This is a genomic window from Streptomyces sp. NPDC048516 (assembly GCF_043199875.1).
GTDB lineage: Bacteria > Actinomycetota > Actinomycetes > Streptomycetales > Streptomycetaceae > Streptomyces.
Genome location: NZ_JBICWS010000012.1, coordinates 219,308 through 235,226 on the forward strand (window position 1 = coordinate 219,308; position 15,919 = coordinate 235,226).

At 70.4% G+C, this 15,919-nt stretch carries 11 protein-coding genes and 1 riboswitch; of the genes, 5 read left to right on the top strand and 6 right to left on the bottom strand.

Features of this window, described 5'->3' with window-relative positions; translation table 11 throughout:
* Nucleotides 1-290: 290 nt before the first annotated feature.
* Nucleotides 291-2,258 carry an amino acid transporter gene (locus ACGFR7_RS24180; RefSeq protein ID WP_393322846.1) on the top strand — a complete coding sequence of 656 codons (1,968 nt, stop codon included), beginning with the start codon at nucleotides 291-293 and terminating at the stop codon, nucleotides 2,256-2,258.
* Between the two features lie 144 nt (nucleotides 2,259-2,402).
* Here ACGFR7_RS24180 and ACGFR7_RS24185 read toward each other — a convergent pair whose 3' ends face one another.
* Complete coding sequence (locus ACGFR7_RS24185) at nucleotides 2,403-3,134, bottom strand: Clp protease N-terminal domain-containing protein (RefSeq protein ID WP_393322849.1); 732 nt, start codon at nucleotides 3,132-3,134, stop codon at nucleotides 2,403-2,405.
* A 65-nt stretch (nucleotides 3,135-3,199) separates the two neighbouring features.
* Nucleotides 3,200-3,421: a hypothetical protein gene (locus ACGFR7_RS24190; RefSeq protein WP_393322852.1), complete on the bottom strand. Its 222-nt coding sequence runs from the start codon at nucleotides 3,419-3,421 to the stop codon at nucleotides 3,200-3,202.
* Nucleotides 3,422-3,598: 177 nt separating this feature from the next.
* Here ACGFR7_RS24190 and ACGFR7_RS24195 point away from each other — a divergent pair, with 177 nt between their 5' ends.
* Both ACGFR7_RS24195 and ACGFR7_RS24200 read left to right on the top strand, forming a co-directional pair.
* Nucleotides 3,599-4,360: a TetR/AcrR family transcriptional regulator gene (locus tag ACGFR7_RS24195; protein ID WP_393322855.1), complete on the top strand. Its 762-nt coding sequence runs from the start codon at nucleotides 3,599-3,601 to the stop codon at nucleotides 4,358-4,360.
* Between the two features lie 775 nt (nucleotides 4,361-5,135).
* Complete coding sequence (locus ACGFR7_RS24200; RefSeq protein WP_393322858.1) at nucleotides 5,136-5,861, top strand: transcriptional regulator; 726 nt, start codon at nucleotides 5,136-5,138, stop codon at nucleotides 5,859-5,861.
* A gap of 111 nt (nucleotides 5,862-5,972) precedes the next feature.
* Here the strand turns inward: ACGFR7_RS24200 and ACGFR7_RS24205 are convergent, their stop codons facing one another.
* Together ACGFR7_RS24205 and ACGFR7_RS24210 are read right to left on the bottom strand one after the other, a co-directional pair.
* A complete protein-coding gene (locus ACGFR7_RS24205; protein WP_393322861.1) occupies nucleotides 5,973-7,619 on the bottom strand; it encodes a solute carrier family 23 protein in 1,647 nt (548 codons plus the stop codon).
* Nucleotides 7,620-8,088: 469 nt separating this feature from the next.
* Nucleotides 8,089-9,393, bottom strand: coding sequence for a streptophobe family protein (locus ACGFR7_RS24210; protein ID WP_393322864.1), 1,305 nt, complete (start codon nucleotides 9,391-9,393; stop codon nucleotides 8,089-8,091).
* A 402-nt stretch (nucleotides 9,394-9,795) separates the two neighbouring features.
* Between ACGFR7_RS24210 and ACGFR7_RS24215 the strand changes: the two genes are divergently transcribed.
* Nucleotides 9,796-10,977, top strand: coding sequence for an Ig-like domain-containing protein (locus ACGFR7_RS24215; RefSeq protein WP_393322867.1), 1,182 nt, complete (start codon nucleotides 9,796-9,798; stop codon nucleotides 10,975-10,977).
* Nucleotides 10,978-11,001: 24 nt separating this feature from the next.
* On the opposite strand, the gene ACGFR7_RS24220 is transcribed toward ACGFR7_RS24215, so the two are convergent.
* Nucleotides 11,002-11,469: a hypothetical protein gene (locus tag ACGFR7_RS24220; protein WP_393322870.1), complete on the bottom strand. Its 468-nt coding sequence runs from the start codon at nucleotides 11,467-11,469 to the stop codon at nucleotides 11,002-11,004.
* A gap of 310 nt (nucleotides 11,470-11,779) precedes the next feature.
* Nucleotides 11,780-12,838 (bottom strand): aldo/keto reductase, encoded by a 1,059-nt coding sequence (locus tag ACGFR7_RS24225; protein WP_393322873.1) that lies wholly within the window; start codon nucleotides 12,836-12,838, stop codon nucleotides 11,780-11,782.
* Nucleotides 12,839-13,082: 244 nt separating this feature from the next.
* Nucleotides 13,083-13,270, top strand: a riboswitch (cobalamin riboswitch).
* A 171-nt stretch (nucleotides 13,271-13,441) separates the two neighbouring features.
* Between ACGFR7_RS24225 and metE the strand changes: the two genes are divergently transcribed.
* Nucleotides 13,442-15,766 carry a 5-methyltetrahydropteroyltriglutamate--homocysteine S-methyltransferase gene (metE, locus tag ACGFR7_RS24230; RefSeq protein WP_393322876.1) on the top strand — a complete coding sequence of 775 codons (2,325 nt, stop codon included), beginning with the start codon at nucleotides 13,442-13,444 and terminating at the stop codon, nucleotides 15,764-15,766.
* Nucleotides 15,767-15,919: the final 153 nt, after the last annotated feature.

Sequence of the window (15,919 nt, forward strand, 5' to 3'; positions counted from 1 at the left end):
TTGTGGTCCGCGGCGGACCGGTCGATCCATGGACCCGCGGTGGCCCCTTGCCGCCAGAGTGCGCACGGGAGGAGGTACGGGAGCCCTGCCGCGCTGTCCTTTAACGCCCCGCGTACGGACGGCGGGCGGTTCCTGACACGACCTTGACGGCAGGGTGAACACGCGCCTGACGGCAGAGGCGCCCCGCCGGTGTCGTCCGGCGCGGGGTGGGACGAGGCGCCGCTGACGTGGTGATGCATACTCGCTCCTCGTTGCCCGAACGACGACCGAGGATCGGCAGGCCTTCCCGCATGACCACTGTCCAGGCGGATCCCACGCCCCCCGCCCCCGCCTCCCGACGGTGGCGCGCCTGGCTCCTGGACGGGCTCAGCAGCCAGGCCGCCCGCCACCCCGGGCCGCACGGCACCCCGCCGGCCGAGCACAAGGGCCACACCTGGTGGCGCGTCATGTGCCTCACGGGCGTCGACTACTTCTCCACGCTGGGCTACCAGCCGGGCATCGCCGCGCTGGCGGCCGGTCTGCTCTCGCCGTTCGCCACGCTCGTACTGATCGCGCTGACCCTGCTCGGCGCGCTGCCCGTGTACCGCAGGGTCGCCAAGGAGAGCCCGAACGGCGAGGGTTCGATCGCCATGCTGGAGCGACTGCTGCCGTGGTGGGCGGGGAAGCTGCTGGTCCTGGTGCTGCTGGGGTTCGCCGCGACGGACTTCATCATCACCATGACGCTGTCGGCCGCCGATGCCTCGGCGCATGTCGTGGAGAACCCCTTCGCCCCTCCCCTGCTGCACGGGGCGAACCTGTGGATCACCCTGGTGCTGCTGGCCGCCCTGGGCGCGGTGTTCCTCAAGGGCTTCCGTGAGGCGATCGGCATCGCCGTGGGCCTGGTCGGGACCTATCTGGCGCTGAACATCGTGGTCCTGGCCACCGCGGCCGGACATGTGGTGTCGCACCCGGTGGTGGTCGGCAACTGGTGGGACGCGATGACCGCCCAGCACTCCTCGCCGGTGGCGATCGTCGGGGTGGCGCTGCTGGTCTTCCCCAAGCTGGCGCTGGGCATGTCCGGCTTCGAGACGGGCGTGGCGGTCATGCCGCAGGTACGGGGCGCCGCCACCGACACCGCGGCGCACCCGGCCGGCCGGGTCCGGGGCACCCGCCGGCTGCTGACCACGGCGGCCCTGGTCATGAGCTGTTTCCTGCTGCTGTCGAGCCTGGCCACCACGCTGCTCATTCCGCAGAAGGAGTTCGCGACCGGCGGTTCGGCCAACGGGCGTGCGCTGGCCTACCTCGCGCACCAGTACCTGGGCGAGGCCTTCGGCACCGTCTACGACCTCTCCACCATCGCCATTCTCTGGTTCGCCGGCGCCTCGGCGATGGCGGGGCTGCTCAACCTCGTACCGCGCTATCTGCCCCGGTACGGCATGGCGCCGGAGTGGGCCCGTGCGGTGCGTCCGCTGGTGCTGATCTTCCTGGCCACCGCCTTCGGCATCACCTTCTTCTTCAACGCCGACGTCGACGAGCAGAGCGGCGCGTATGCGACCGGTGTGCTGGTGCTGATGCTCTCGGCTTCCTTCGCCTCCACCGTCGCCGCCCGCCACCGGCGGCTGCGCGCGGCCACCGTCGGCTTCGGCGCCATCACCCTCGTCTTCGGCTACACCCTGGTCACCAACGTCATCGAGCGGCCGGACGGCCTGAAGATCGCCCTGCTGTTCATCCTGGGCATCCTGCTGACCTCGTTCGCCTCACGGGTTCACCGGGCCTTCGAACTGCGCGCCGTGCAGGTCGATTTCGACGAGGCGGCCGAGCGGCTGATCGGCGCCGCGATGGCGGCCGGGCCGCTGCGGGTCATCGCCAACGAGCCCGACGAGCGGGACGCGGCGGAGTACCGGGAGAAGGAGTACAGCCAGCGCGAGGAGACCCATATACCGGACGGACGGCCGGTGCTGTTCCTGGAAGTGACCGTCAGGGACTCCTCGGACTTCACCACGGACCTGCGCGTACGGGGCGAGGAGCGGTACGGGGCGCAGATCCTGCGGGTGGAGGGCGCCGGCGTGGCGAACACCATCGCCGCCGTGCTGATGCACCTGCGCGAGCACACCGGCCAGGTACCGCACGCCTACTTCAACTGGACCGAGGGTCATCCGTTGAGCCATCTGCTGCGGTTCCTGGTCTTCGGCGACGGCGAGGTCGCCCCGGTCACCCGGGAGGTCCTGCGCCGCACCGAGCCCGACCCGGCCCGGCGCCCGCGGGTGCACGTCGGCTGAAGCCAGGGCGAACGATGCCCTCCCCGTCACGGGCCCCTCCCCCGGCTTCCCGGGAAGCCGGGGGAGGGGCCCGTGCACCACTGCTCTCCTGTGTATCTGCTCCTGGATCTACTCCTGCAACTGCTCCGGTAGCTACTCGGGCAACTACTCCTGCGGCTTCTCCCGGATCGCCCTCAGGGCGGCTGACACGTGCTCCTCGGTGGTCGCCTTGTCGAGGCCGAGCCCGCTGAGCGCGCCCTCGCCGTTCTCCTCCTCCAGCAGCGCCAGCAACAGGTGCTCCGTACCGACGTAGTTGTGGCCCAGTCGCAGCGCCTCGCGGAAGGTGAGTTCGAGCGCCTTCTTCGCGTGGGCATCGAAGGGCACGAGGGCGGGCAGTGGCTCACCGGAGGGCTCCGGCAGCGCCTCGGCCGCGGCCGCTCCGACCGTCTCCAGCTGTACGCCCTGGGCGACGATCACCCGTGCGGCCAGCCCTTCCGGGACGTCGAGCAGACCGAGTACGAGATGCCCCGTGCCGATCTGCGAGTACCCCCCTTCGCGGGCCTTGGTCTGGGACGCGACGACGACGCTCCTGGCCCGCGGGGTGAACCTGCCGAAGTCCTGGCTCATGTCGGACGCCGGCTCGTCCTTCGTCACGAAGCGCTTCTGGGCGGCCTGCCGTGTGACGCCCATGGACTTGCCGATCTCGGTCCATGAGGCGCCGGAGCGGCGGGCCTGGTCGACGAAGTGGCCGATGAGATGGTCGGCGATTTCGCCGAGATGGTCGGCGGCCACGACGGCGCTCTGAAGCTGTTCGAGGGCGTCGCCGTGCACCTTCTTGATCGCCTCGATGAGGTCGTCGAGGCGGACGGAATGGTTGATCTGAGTCGGTTCCACCATGAGGCAACCCTAGGTTGACAGTCGAAAGCCTGTCAACCCATGGTTGACACTTCAGTCCGGACGGGTCAGCCCCGCCGACCGAGCGCCTTCGCGCGGGTGTGGGACCAGCCCGTCAGCAGAACGCCCACGGCGACCAGCACCCCGTGCACGGCCAGCGTGAGCGCGAAACCGCCGCCCAGCAGGCCCACGAACCCGGTGTCGTCGTGGTCGACGAGCAGCCGGATCGCCCCCTGAGTGAAGACCATCATCACGGCGGCGCCGACGATCTGCAGGATGTCGTACTTCATCGGTCCCCAAGCCCCCTCGGAAAGTTCTTTCAGACCGTTCGCCCAGAACGTTCTGCGTCCCTTCGGAACGTTACGAACGTATCATTTGAGAAAGGGAAATTTGCCGCTGGATTACTGATGAATTCGATTTACGTCACACAATTTGAGGGTTCTGGAATGAGAAATGAGCGTGACGAAATGAGGACTGCCCGGGGGCGGGCGTGCCGGATGTGCTCCACGGCTGTCCCGGCTCCGGGACGGGGCCGGCCGGCGCTCTACTGCTCACGGAGCTGCCAGGCGAAGGCGTACCGGCGGCGCAAGCAGCCGCCCGCCCCGGCGGCCGAACGGACCGTGACGCCCGGCGCCCCCTCGCGGCGACGCCGGCAGATCGCCGAGGCGCTGTGGCGGATCGCGGCCGAACGGGGGCTGCACGCGGCGAGCCTGCGGGAGGTCGCGGCCGAGGCCGGGGTGTCGCTGCGCGCGGTCCAGTACCACTTCGCGAGCAAGCACCGGCTGCTGGTCGACGCGCTGCATCTGCTGCACGAGGAGAACGAGCGCATCGCCCGCTCCCGCATCCGGTTCGACGCCACCGATCCCCGTGCCCTGCTGCGGGCGGTGCTGGACGAGTTTCTGCCCGTGGATGCCCAACGCACCACCGCGCTGCGGGTATTCGCCGCGTACTACGCCCGCAGCCTGACCGACCCGGAGCTCGCCGAGGTCTTTCTGCCCGCCGACCAGCCCTTGGAGCGGCTGGTGGCGGAGCTGATCGCCACGGCGCAGCACGACGGGGGGACGGCCGCCGGCCTCGACCCGGGGCGCGAGGCGGATCTGCTGGTGTCCGGTGCGGTGGGGCTGGGCCAGGACGTGCTCCACCGGCGCCGCACGCTGGAGGACGTACGCCGCACGCTCGATTACCACCTCGACAAGATCTTCGCCGGAGACCGGCGCACGCTGCGCTGATCTCCGGCGAAGGGGGTGGCCGAGGGCAGGCCTTGGGGCGGTCCGGATCTTCGGTCGGCCGCGTGATTCTCATTTACATGACATGCGAAACTGCCGCGCCCACTCCACGGGCCTGTCTGTGCGGGAGCTGACGAAGGCGCGCGGGCGCACGACTGCCGGGGCAGACCCCAAGCCTCGGAACGCACAAGCGCGTTCCAGCACTGATCGCATATGAAGGGTCCCATCCTGATCGGATTGTGAGGGGAGGGCCGAATGTCAGGCGTTTCAGGCGTTTCAGGTGTTTAGGTGTCTAGATGTTTCAGGCGCTGCAGGTGTTTCAGGTACTTCGGGGGATCTCAGACACTTCAGACGTGACAGTCTCTTCAGGCATCACAGGCACTGCAGGCACTGCAGGCATCACAGTCATTCGCGGTCCGGCCTCGTGAAGCGGAGGCGGCCGATATCGCCGGCCTTGACGCTCACTGTGACACCACACCCTCTTCCACGTAACGCTCTCATTACGCCGCGTCGTCCGTGTGGCATCAAGAACCGCTACCGCCCAGTAAGCACCTAGGCATCAGCTATACCCAGTAAGACGGTTGATGCGCGAAATCGGACAGATAGTGCACATCTCCTGCCCGTCCATCCTCGCGGCCCTTACCCGCCTTCGCTTCGAGGGGGAACTGGAGATTCGTACCTATCGACCATCTGTTAATCTGCCCGCTCCTGGATGTTCCTCCATCTCCTCTCCCCACAAGCACCCCCCGTTCGCCGGGTGCAGCGAGGTGTCCCGTAGGTGTACAGCACTCCCTTTTCCCCCGCAGAGGCCAGATCCGCGCGGGCCCGGGTGGGCCTGAGTACGGCTCAGGTCGCCCAGGCCATGACGGCGTGCGGCGCCCCGGTCCGTCCCGAGCTGATCGAGGCCTGGGAGTACGGCACCCAGGCGCCCTCCGAGGCACAGCTCTTCGCCCTGGCCGATGTCCTGTGGTGCCCGCCGACCGTGCTGATGGGCGTCGAGCCCCGGACCCTGGCCGAACACCGGATGGCCCGGCAGTTGAGCGTGGAGCGGCTGGCGCAGCTGATCGGGATGGATCCGGCCATGTACTGGGCGGCCGAGTCGGCGCAGCAGTGGAGCGGCGACTACCGGCAGACCAAGGCGCTGGTGGAGGCGTTGGGGCTGTCGCTGCGGAAGCTGATCGGGGTGATGGGGCACAACGACGAGCTGGCCGGGCATCTGCGGTCGGCCATCGACGGACGCTGGAAGGGGCATGTGGGGGCGATCGCGAAGATCACCACGCTGAACAAGACCCGGGTGAGCGATGCCCTGCGCACGATGCATGCGGAGTTCGCGGAGTTCTCCGAGCGCTATATGGGGCATGTGGTGGCGCGGAACGACGACTCCCGGCTCAAGGAGGTCGCGGCCGAGCGCTCGGCGTATCTGCGCCGGCTGGTCGACCACTTCTGGGACCTGATCGGGGAGGCGGGCGAAGCGCCGCCGTTCAACTCCGTGGCCACCCACTGACGGGAGCGGCGAGGAGCGGCGAGGGAGCGGACACCAGCGGGCGGGGAGGAACCGGGGTGCCGTTCCTCCCCGCCCGCGGCCGTCGCACGGCTGTTGACGCGGCCGTTGACGTCAGTTGCCGGGGGCACCCCAGGGCGGGCCCTGCGGGGTGTGAGGGCCCTGCTGGGGGTGGGGACCCTGCGGGGTGTGCGGGCCCTGGGGGTCGTAGAGGCCCTGCTGTGTGGGCGGGCCCTGAGGGGTGTGCGGACCCTGGTGCGCGTGCGGGCCCTGCGGGGTGTGAGGACCCTGCGGGGGGAACGGGGCCGCCGGCCCGTGCGAACCGACCGGCTCGTGCGCGCCCAGCGGTCCGTGTGCCTCCTCCGGCTCGTCGTTCTCGATCTCGTCCCAGTCGATCTCCATCGTGCTGCGGCGGGTGAAGACGTTGAAGAAGAGGTTCAGCAGGACGGCGGTCAGGCTGCCCAGCGTGATACCGCTGTTGAGGACGGCCCGGACGTCCTCCGGCATCCGCTCGAAGAACGGCGCGACGGCGTTGGGCAGCAGCGCCGCGGCGAGGCTGACCGCCAGGATCAGGGCGTTGCGCTCCTCGCGCAGATCCACCTTGCCCAGGATCTGGATGCCGACCGCGGCGACCATGCCGAACATCGCGATCGCGGCGCCACCGAGCACGGGGTGCGGAATCGCGGCCACCACGCTGCCCGCCTTCGGCAGCAGCCCCAGGATGATCATGAAACCGCCGGCCGCGACCACCACGAACCGGCTCATGACCTTCGACATCCGCACCAGGCCGATGTTCTCGGCAAACGCCACGTAGGGGAAGGAGTTGAACACGCCGCCGAGAACGGTGGCGACACCGTCGGCACGCAGGGCGTTGGCGACGGTGGCGTTGTCGACCTTCTTACGGGTGATCTCCCCGATGGCGTAGACGTCTCCGGTGGTCTCCACCATGGTGATCAGCATGACCACGACCATGGCGATGATCGGGAACAGCTCGAACTTCGGCATGCCGTAGTGGAAGGGCGTGCTGACACCGAACCAGTCGGCACTGCCCACCGCGCTGAAGTCCGCATCGCCGAGGAGCCAGGCCACCCCGGTACCGGCGACCAGGCCGAGCAGTACGGCGAGGCTGCTCAGATACGGCTTCCCGAGCCGGACCACGAGCAGGACGAAGAGCAGGGTGCCCAGTGCATAGGCGAGGTTCTTGGGATCGCCGTATCCGGGGTGACCGATCAACTGCGCACCGCCGGCCGCGTCCTGCAGTCCCTGCGGGATGAGGGTGAGGCCGATGATGGTGAGGATGGTGCCGATGACTATCGGCGGGAAGTACTTCACCAGCTTGCTGAAGAATGGCGCGAACAGGAAGGTCGCTATGCCCGCGGTGATCACCGCGCCGTAGACGACGAGCAGCCCGGCGGTCCCGCCGCCCGCACCCAGCCCGATGGCGATCATCGGCGAGACCGCGGTGAAGGTGACGCCCTGGACCAGCGGCAGCCTGGCGCCGATCTTCCAGATGCCGAGGGCCTGGATGATCGAGGCGACACCGCAGGTCAGCAGGTCCGCGTTGATCAGATAGACGAGCTCCTCATGGGAGAGGCCCAGGGCGTTCCCGAGGATGATCGGGACGATCACCGCTCCCGCGTAGAAAGCGAGGACGTGCTGAAACCCGTAGAGGGTGAGCTTGGCGACGGGAAGTACCTCGTCGACGGGGTGGGCCTGCTGGCGGGAGAACTGCTGGGGGTTTTGTCGGGAGACTCGTGCCATCTCTGCCTTGCCTTCGCGAGGTAGGTGAATAAGAAGGAACCGGCGCCGTCGCGTTCCGGGGGACGGACGGGCCGGCTGGGTCTTGCAAAGCCGACGTTGAGCGGTGTTGCCGACACCACGTAGCCCTGCACTGCACGGTGTGTCCTGGTTCGGTAGGACTTCCTTCGATCAGCGCAGTAAATTCCGGCATTTCCATGGAATTTACAAGTGGACTAATCGGAGCGTTCACCTTAGTTGACCTGCGCCGTTTCTCGCGAGTAGCCGGTCGCATTCGCTCGGATAAAGCAGGATCGTGGCCTGAAATCCCGTTTTGGGGAGAGGGGTTTGCGTGCCTCGACTGATGTGGGAGGCGACCCACCGGAGTGCCGGTTTCCGGAGTGCCGGTTTCCGGGGCGTCGGATTCCGGGGCGTCGGTTTCGGGGGTGTCGGTTTCCGAGGCGGGTGCCGCCTTCCGGGGTGCCGCCTTCCGCTACGGCTTCTCCACCTCGCCCGGATGGCGTACGCGCCGCGCCGGCAAGGCACCGAGGAAGCCGGTGACCAGTCCCCAGGCGAGGCCGACGCCCACCAGCCGCCGGAGTTGCGGCTCCAGGGTGACCTCGCCGCCCAGGTCGCCGCCGAGGTCACCGAGGCCCATCAGGGAGAGCCCGTAGTGGGCGGAGATGCGGGTGAGCAGGCCGACGGCCAGGAGGGTGAGCGCCAGTGCCATGGCCATTTCGACGGCGTGCCGCCAGGCCGGCCGCCGGGCCGGGGAGCGGACCGCGGCGGTGAAGGCCGCAAGGAGCAGCACCACGGCCGCCACTGCCACCAGGAGCCAGGCCCGGCCGTCGTACCCGGCCAGCGCGCCGAGGTCGAGGGTGCGCTTGCCGTGGGCGCGGAGCACCTGGTCGAGGACGTGCGGCAGGGGCAGTCCGATGGCCTTGTCGACATGTCCCACCCAGGCTCCGCCGGTGCCGATGCCCAGCGCCATCCAGGCGAGGTTCGGCAGGCCGAGGAACATGGCGGCGAAGGTCTCGGCCGGGTGGTCCTTGGTGATGAGCTCGACGATGCCGATGACCAGCCCGATCACGACGTAGCAGAGCAGTGTCAGCAGCATGGCGAAGGCGGGCGGCCGTACGGAGTCCTGGAAGCGCAGCAGCCGGGGAGAGAGCGGGGCCCGGCGCGAGACCAGGAAGGTCAGCACGAGCACCGCCAGGATCCACAGCAGTCCGGCCCCGAGCGTCGCGGGCACATCGGCGCCGAAGCCGACGGTGGGAGTGGCGCCCAGCTCGGCGCCGATCCGGTCGGCCAGGTCGTTGCCCACGGTGATCCGGAAGCTGTGCCGGGCGGCGAGCGTGAGCAGCAGCAGAAGCACCAGCCAGCACACCGCCGTCCGGGCGACCCGGGCGAGCAGTTCCCCGGTGTCGGCCACCGCTCGGTGGCGCAGCGGCAGCAGGAAGACGGCGGCGGTCACCAGCGCGCCGGCGAGCGTGACCGACAGCGGTACGACGTCCAGGGCGGCATCGGCCTGCGCGAGGCCGCCGGCGTCCCCGGAGAGACCGACCGAACCGCCGGCCGCGACCAGCACCGTGGCCGCGACCACGGAGGGGAACGCCCCGCCGGGAAGGTCCGCCGCGCCCGCCGCCCACAGGCCGAGCGCGGCGACCACGATCATGGTGACGACGCCCGCCACGGCCGTGCCGAGCGCCTCCGCCCAGGCCCGGACCGCGGGCGGTGCGCCGCGGCGGCGCACCGGGCCCGGCGAACCGGCCGGCGCGGGGCCTCGCATCTGGCTCACGCTCTCTCCTGCCGGTCACGGGACCGCGTACCAACGATCCGTCCGGAAACCACGGTCCACGGCATGCGCGCCAAGCACGCCACGCGCGGGATGCACACACCAACGTAAGCACCGGCGCGGCACCCCGCTTGCGGACGGCGCCAAGCGGCGGCCGGCCGGAAGGACGCCGGCCGCCTTCCCGGTCTGCCGCTTCCCCCGCTCTCCCGATTTCCCCCTTCCCCCGCTCTCCCGCAGGCCCGCGAGCCCGATATCGAACTGTGTCCTAATGATCCGGTGCACCGGACAACCACCGAAGCGCACAGACCCTCTGCCTGTGTGGTGGGGCATGGCAGCCCCTGACGGTTACCCCCGTACAGGGCCGCGCTCCGCCACTGTCAGTTGTTCTGCTTGGGAAGGACCCCCGTGTACGCCGGATCACGCCGCCACTCCGTACGGTTGATACCCGCCCTGATAGCGGCGGGGACTCTGTTGACCGCGTGCGGGCCGGGTGCCGATGCGCCGAAGGCGGACCAGCCTGCGGCGAAGGTGACCGTCACCCCGGCCGCCGGAAGCAAGTCGGTCAAGCTCGGCTCGGGGATATCCGTGCGGGCCGACGACGGAAAGCTCGTCTCGGTCGAGGTCAAGGACGACAAGGGCGGCACGGTCACCGGGCAGATCGCCGGTGATGGCACGTCATGGAAGTCGGACGGCAAGGTCAAGCCGATGACCACCTACACCGTGCGGACGAGGACGAAGTCGGCGCAGGGCAAGGAATCCGCCGCCACCTCGGAATTCACCACGGAGCAGGCCGGCAAGGTCAACAAGCTCACCAACACCCCCGGCGGCGGGCAGACCGTGGGCACCGGAATGCCGATATCGATCCTCTTCGACCACCCGGTGGCGAAGGACCGGCGCGCCGAGATCGAGAAGGCGCTGAAGGTCACCACCCAGCCGAAGGTCGAGGGTGCCTGGGGCTGGGTCAAGGACTACTCCGGCAAGGACCGGATCGACTGGCGTCCCAAGGACTACTGGCCGTCCGGCACCAAGGTCTCCGTCAAGGGCGCACTGTCCGGGATCAACTCCGGTGACGACGGCGGCTGGTTCGCCCGTGACTACAACTTCGGCTTCCGCATCGGCGCCGATCACAAGGCCGTCATCGATGTGCCCTCGCACACGCTGACCATGTACGAGAACGGCAAGAGCGTCGGCACCATCACCGGCTCCGCGGGCTCCCCGCAGGACCCGACCCGCGGCGGTGTGCACACCGTACGCAGCAAGAACGCGGCCGAGACGATGGACTCCGCCACCATCGGCCACGGGGACGAGTGGAAGCTGCCCTCCAAGTGGGTCACCCACCTCACCGCGTCCGGGACCTTCCTGCACTCCGCCCCGTGGAACAAGTCGATCGGCACGGTCAACAACAGTCACGGCTGCTTCGGTATGACCACCTCGGACGCCAAGAAGATCTACGACTTCCTGCCGATCGGCTCCACCGTCGAGGTGAAGGGCACCAGCAACACCAACAAGACCGACGTCGGTAACGGCCTGGAGGTCTGGCAGGAGAGCTGGACGCAGTGGCAGCAGCGCAGCGCCCTGCAGCACTGACCCGGGCGCCCGGCGTTCCGCCGGTCATCTGCGCTGCCTGGCAAGGCCGCGGGGGCGGGTGAGCAGCAGGAAGACGGTGGCCAGGACGGCGACGGCCTGGGCCAGGGCCGCCAGCTTCTTGTCGGCGCTCCAGCCCGGTTCGTACATGTCAGGCAGCGGTCCCGGCGCGCCGATGTCCACGTAGGTGTAGAGGAGCAGCAGCGCGAGTCCGCCGGTCGCGACGAGCCAGGCGAAGGTGTCGCCGGCCGGCCGGCGCCAGACCAGCACGAGCACGGCGGCGAGCGCGGCCAGCGCGGCCTCGATACGGAAGAGCAGACCCTGGCTGATGGTTGCCGTGACCCCGTCGTAGCGGCCGGCGAGCCGGGCGTGGACATAGGCGTCCAGTGCCAGGCCGGCCGCCGCCAGCAGCCGTGCGACACCGCGGGCGGCCCGGCCGGACCGCCCGCGGCCGGACGCCCGCCCGTGGTGCGGTACGGAGTGGTCTGGTGCCACGGCTTCTCCAAGCCTCTCGGTGGGCGGCCGTAGCCGAAGCGGCGGACGGTGGGCCGGCGGTGCCTCCCGCTGGGCCTTCGGTCCGGGGGTGTCCCCCTGGGCCTTCGGTCCGGCCGGCCCGGTCCCGTCGGGCCGCACCCACCTCAATAGACCTCAGACGCCGCCGCCCGGCCATCCGGGCGGCGGCGTTCGGCGTACCGGGCGGCCGGGCGCCGCCGTACCGTGCACGGCGGGCCGGTGGCCGGGGCCGTGGCCGTGGCCGTGGCCGTGGCCGTGCCGGTGGCCGTGGCCGTGGCCGTGGCCGTGCCGGTCAGCGGATCTCGCTCGTCGTACGGCGGTAGGTCGAGCGGCGGTCGTCGATCTCGGTCCAGCGGTCGCCGTAGACGTTCTCGGTGATGCCCGGCTCCCGCAGGAAGTCGTGCGGGAAGCCCAGCGGTACCGCGCTGCACCGGTCGAGCCGCGCCTGCGCGTCGGCGTCCAGCGTGACATCCACCGCGGCGAGGTTGTCGAGAAGCTGGCTCTCCTTGGTGGCGGCGATGATCGGGATGATGTTGCCGGGCCGGCCGCGCAGCCACGCCAGCGCCACCTGCGCCGGGCTCCAGCCGCCCTGCTCGGCGATCTCCAACACCGCGGTGACGGTCTCCTCGGTGTGGTGGTCGGACCGGTCCGTCTCGCCGACGACATCCAGCCGGCCGGTCTCCCCGCGGCGGTACTTGCCGGTGAGCCGCCCGGCCGCGAGCGGCGCCCAGGCCAGCACCGCCAGGTCGAAGGCGCGAGCCTGCGGCAGCAGTTCGCGCTCCGGCGTCCGCTCCAGCAGGTTGTAGCGCAGCTGCGAGCCGGCGAACGCGGTCCAGCCGCGCAGCTCGGCCAGGGTGTTCGCCTGCGCGATCTCCCAGGCGGGCCAGTCGGAAACGCCGAGGTAGAGCACCTTTCCCGAGCGCACCAGGTCGTCGAGCGCCCGCATCACCTCCTCCACGGGCGTGAAGTTGTCCCGTGCGTGCACCCACAGCACGTCGAGGTGGTCGGTGCGCAGCCGCTCCAGGCTCTCCTCCACCGACCGGACCAGGTTCTTGCGGTGATTGCCCGCCGCGTTCACATCGCCCTTGCGGGTCGCGCAGGTGTATTTGCTCGCCAGCACGAAGCGGTCCCGGCGGCCTTCGAGCAGTTCCCCCAGGATCCGCTCCGAGGCGCCGTCGGTGTAGTTGTTGGCGGTGTCGATGAAGTTGCCGCCCGCTTCCGCGTAGGCGTCCAGGATCCGGCCGCTGGTGTCCTTGGGAGCGCCCCAGCCCCAGTCCTCGCCAACGGTCATGGCGCCCAGGCTCAGCTCGCTCACCCGTAGACCGGTCCTGCCGAACAGTGTGTAGCGCACGTGGTTCCCTTCGATCGGTGCAGCTCGCCGGTGGTGCGCTCACGCTAGGAGCTGGAGCGCCCTCCAAGGCAAGGCGCGGCCGGTCGTCGGGGTCCGGTTCCGGCCTCGTCGGTGGCGCGAACCGCGCGGGCGTCGGTGGCGCGAGCGGCGCGGGCGTCGACGGCATGCCCCCGGAGATATGCCTTGGGGGACATTCCTTGGGGAGACCTCCCCAGGGAAGCCATGCCCTAGGGTGGGCCGGGCAACTGGTTCGCCCTGTCCGCCAGGCAGGCGCGTCGCAAGAGGGAACCCGGTGGAATTCCGGGACTGCCCCGCAGCGGTGAGTGGGAACGACCGCCGTCATACGCACTGGGCCCGGGCCGGGTCTGGGAAGCGACGGCCAGTAGATGTCCGCCTTGGCGGATGTGCCCGCGAGTCCGAAGACCTGCCAGTGCCCCCGTGCGACCGGTGCGCGGGGAGATCTCGGTGACCTCGAGGGCGGGTCGGCGGACATCAGACGGGTACGTCCGGCTTGTTTGCGCCGGGGCCCGTCCGGATTGCCGTTCCTTCGCGTCCTTGACCCGTCCCGGGGTCCATGGAGACATACTCGCGAAGGAGAGTTCCGTGACCAGCGCATCCGCAGCCGCGGCAGCACGCGCCACCCTGCACGGCTACCCCCGTCAGGGGCCGAACCGTGAACTCAAGAAGGCCGTCGAGGGCTACTGGAAGGGCCGCGCCGGCGCCGACGCCCTGCGCGCCACCGCCGCCGAACTGCGCCGCGCCAATTGGCGGCAGCTCGCCGAGGCCGGTGTCCACGAGGTGCCGACCGGCGACTTCTCGTACTACGACCATGTGCTGGACACCAGCGTCATGGTGGGGGCTGTCCCGGACCGCCACCGCGCCGCGGTCGCCGGCGACGCCCTCGACGGCTACTTCGCGATGGCCCGCGGCACCCAGAAGGTGGCGCCGCTGGAGATGACCAAGTGGTTCGACACCAACTACCACTATCTGGTGCCGGAGTTGAGCCCTGACACGGTCTTCGCCGCGGACTCCGGCAAGCAGGTCGCCGAGCTGACCGAGGCACTGGCTCTCGCTCCGGCCGCCCGCCCGGTCCTCGTAGGGCCGGTCACCTACCTGCTGCTGGCCAAGCCCGCGCCCGGTGTGGCGGCCGGTTTTGATCCGCTGACGCTGCTCGACCGGCTGCTGCCCGTCTACGCCGAGGTCCTTGCCGATCTGCGGGCGGCCGGCGCCGACTGGGTACAGCTGGACGAGCCGTCGCTGGTGCAGGACCGCTCCCCCGCCGTGCTGAACGCCGCGGCCCGCGCCTACCGCGATCTCGGCGTCCTCTCCGACCGCCCTCAGCTGCTGGTCGCCTCGTACTTCGACCGGCTGGGCGAGGCGCTGCCGGTGCTGGCGAAGGCGCCCGTCGAGGGGCTGGCGCTGGACTTCACCGGCGCCGCGGCCGGCAACCTCGGGGACCTGGCGGCGGTCGGCGGACTGCCCGGCAAGCGGCTGGTCGCCGGTGTCGTCGACGGCCGCAATGTGTGGATCAACGACTTCGAGAAGTCGCTGGCCACGCTGGGCACGCTCCTCGGCCTGGCCGAACGGGTCGATGTGTCGACCTCCTGCTCCCTGCTGCACGTCCCGCTGGACGCCGCCGCCGAGCGCGATATCGACCCGCAGATCGCCCGCTGGCTGGCCTTCGCCCGGCAGAAGACCGCGGAGGTCGTGACGCTGGCGCGCGGTCTGGCGCGGGGCACCGGCGCCATCGCCGCCGAACTCGCCGCCAACCGCGCCGACCTGGCCTCCCGGGCACATTCCGCCCTCACCCACGACCCGGCCGTGCGCGCCCGGGCCGCGGCCGTCACCGACGCCGACGGCCGCCGTTCGCAGCCGTACGACGGGCGGACCGCCGCCCAGCGCGCGCACCTCGGGCTGCCGCTGCTGCCGACCACCACCATCGGCTCGTTCCCGCAGACCGCCGAACTGCGCACCGCCCGCGCCGACCTGCGGACCGGACGGATCACGGCCGCGGGCTACGAGGAGCGCATCGCGGCCGAGATCCGCGAAGTCCTGGCCTTCCAGGAGAAGGCCGGCCTCGATGTCCTGGTGCACGGTGAGCCGGAGCGCAACGACATGGTGCAGTACTTCGCCGAACAGCTCACCGGCTACCTCGCCACCCGGCACGGCTGGGTGCAGTCCTACGGCACCCGCTACGTCCGCCCGCCGGTCCTGGCCGGGGACATCTCCCGCCCCGGGCCGATGACGGTCCGCTGGACGACGTACGCCCAGTCGCTCACCGACCGCCCCGTCAAGGGCATGCTCACCGGCCCGGTCACCATGCTCGCCTGGTCCTTCGTCCGCGACGACCAACCGCTCGGCGAGACCGCCCGGCAGGTGGCCCTCGCGCTGCGCGACGAGGTGCGTGACCTGGAGGCGGCGGGAATGTCGGTCATCCAGGTCGACGAGCCCGCGCTGCGCGAGACCCTGCCCCTGCGCGCCGCCGGCCACGCCGCGTATCTGGCCTGGGCCACCGAGGCGTTCCGCCTCACCACCGGCGGGGTCCGGCCGGACACCCAGATCCATACGCATATGTGCTACGCGGAGTTCGGCGACATCCTGCGGGCCATCGACGATCTCGACGCCGATGTCATCAGTCTGGAGGCGGCCCGCTCCCATATGCAGGTCGCCGGGGAGCTCGCCACGGCGGGGTATCCGCGCGAGGTGGGTCCCGGTGTCTATGACATCCACTCGCCGCGCGTACCGGGCGTGAACGAGGCAACGGCCTTGCTGCACAAAGGACTTGAGGCCATCCCGGCCGAGCGGCTGTGGGTCAACCCCGACTGCGGTCTGAAGACCCGCGGCTGGCCCGAGGTGCGGGCCGCCCTGGAGAACCTGGTCGCCGCGGCCCGCGAGGTCCGCGGGAGCCTGCCCGGCACGGCTTCCTGACGGCGGACGGGGCGGGGCCGGCACCCGCGGGGGTGCCGGCCCCGGCCCGGTCCTCCGTGGGAGCGCGGCCGGCCCGGGCCGGCCGCAACTACGGCTGACCGGCTGACGGCGTGGGGCGGCGGACGGCCGTCCGCCGCCCCACGCCGTCAGCCG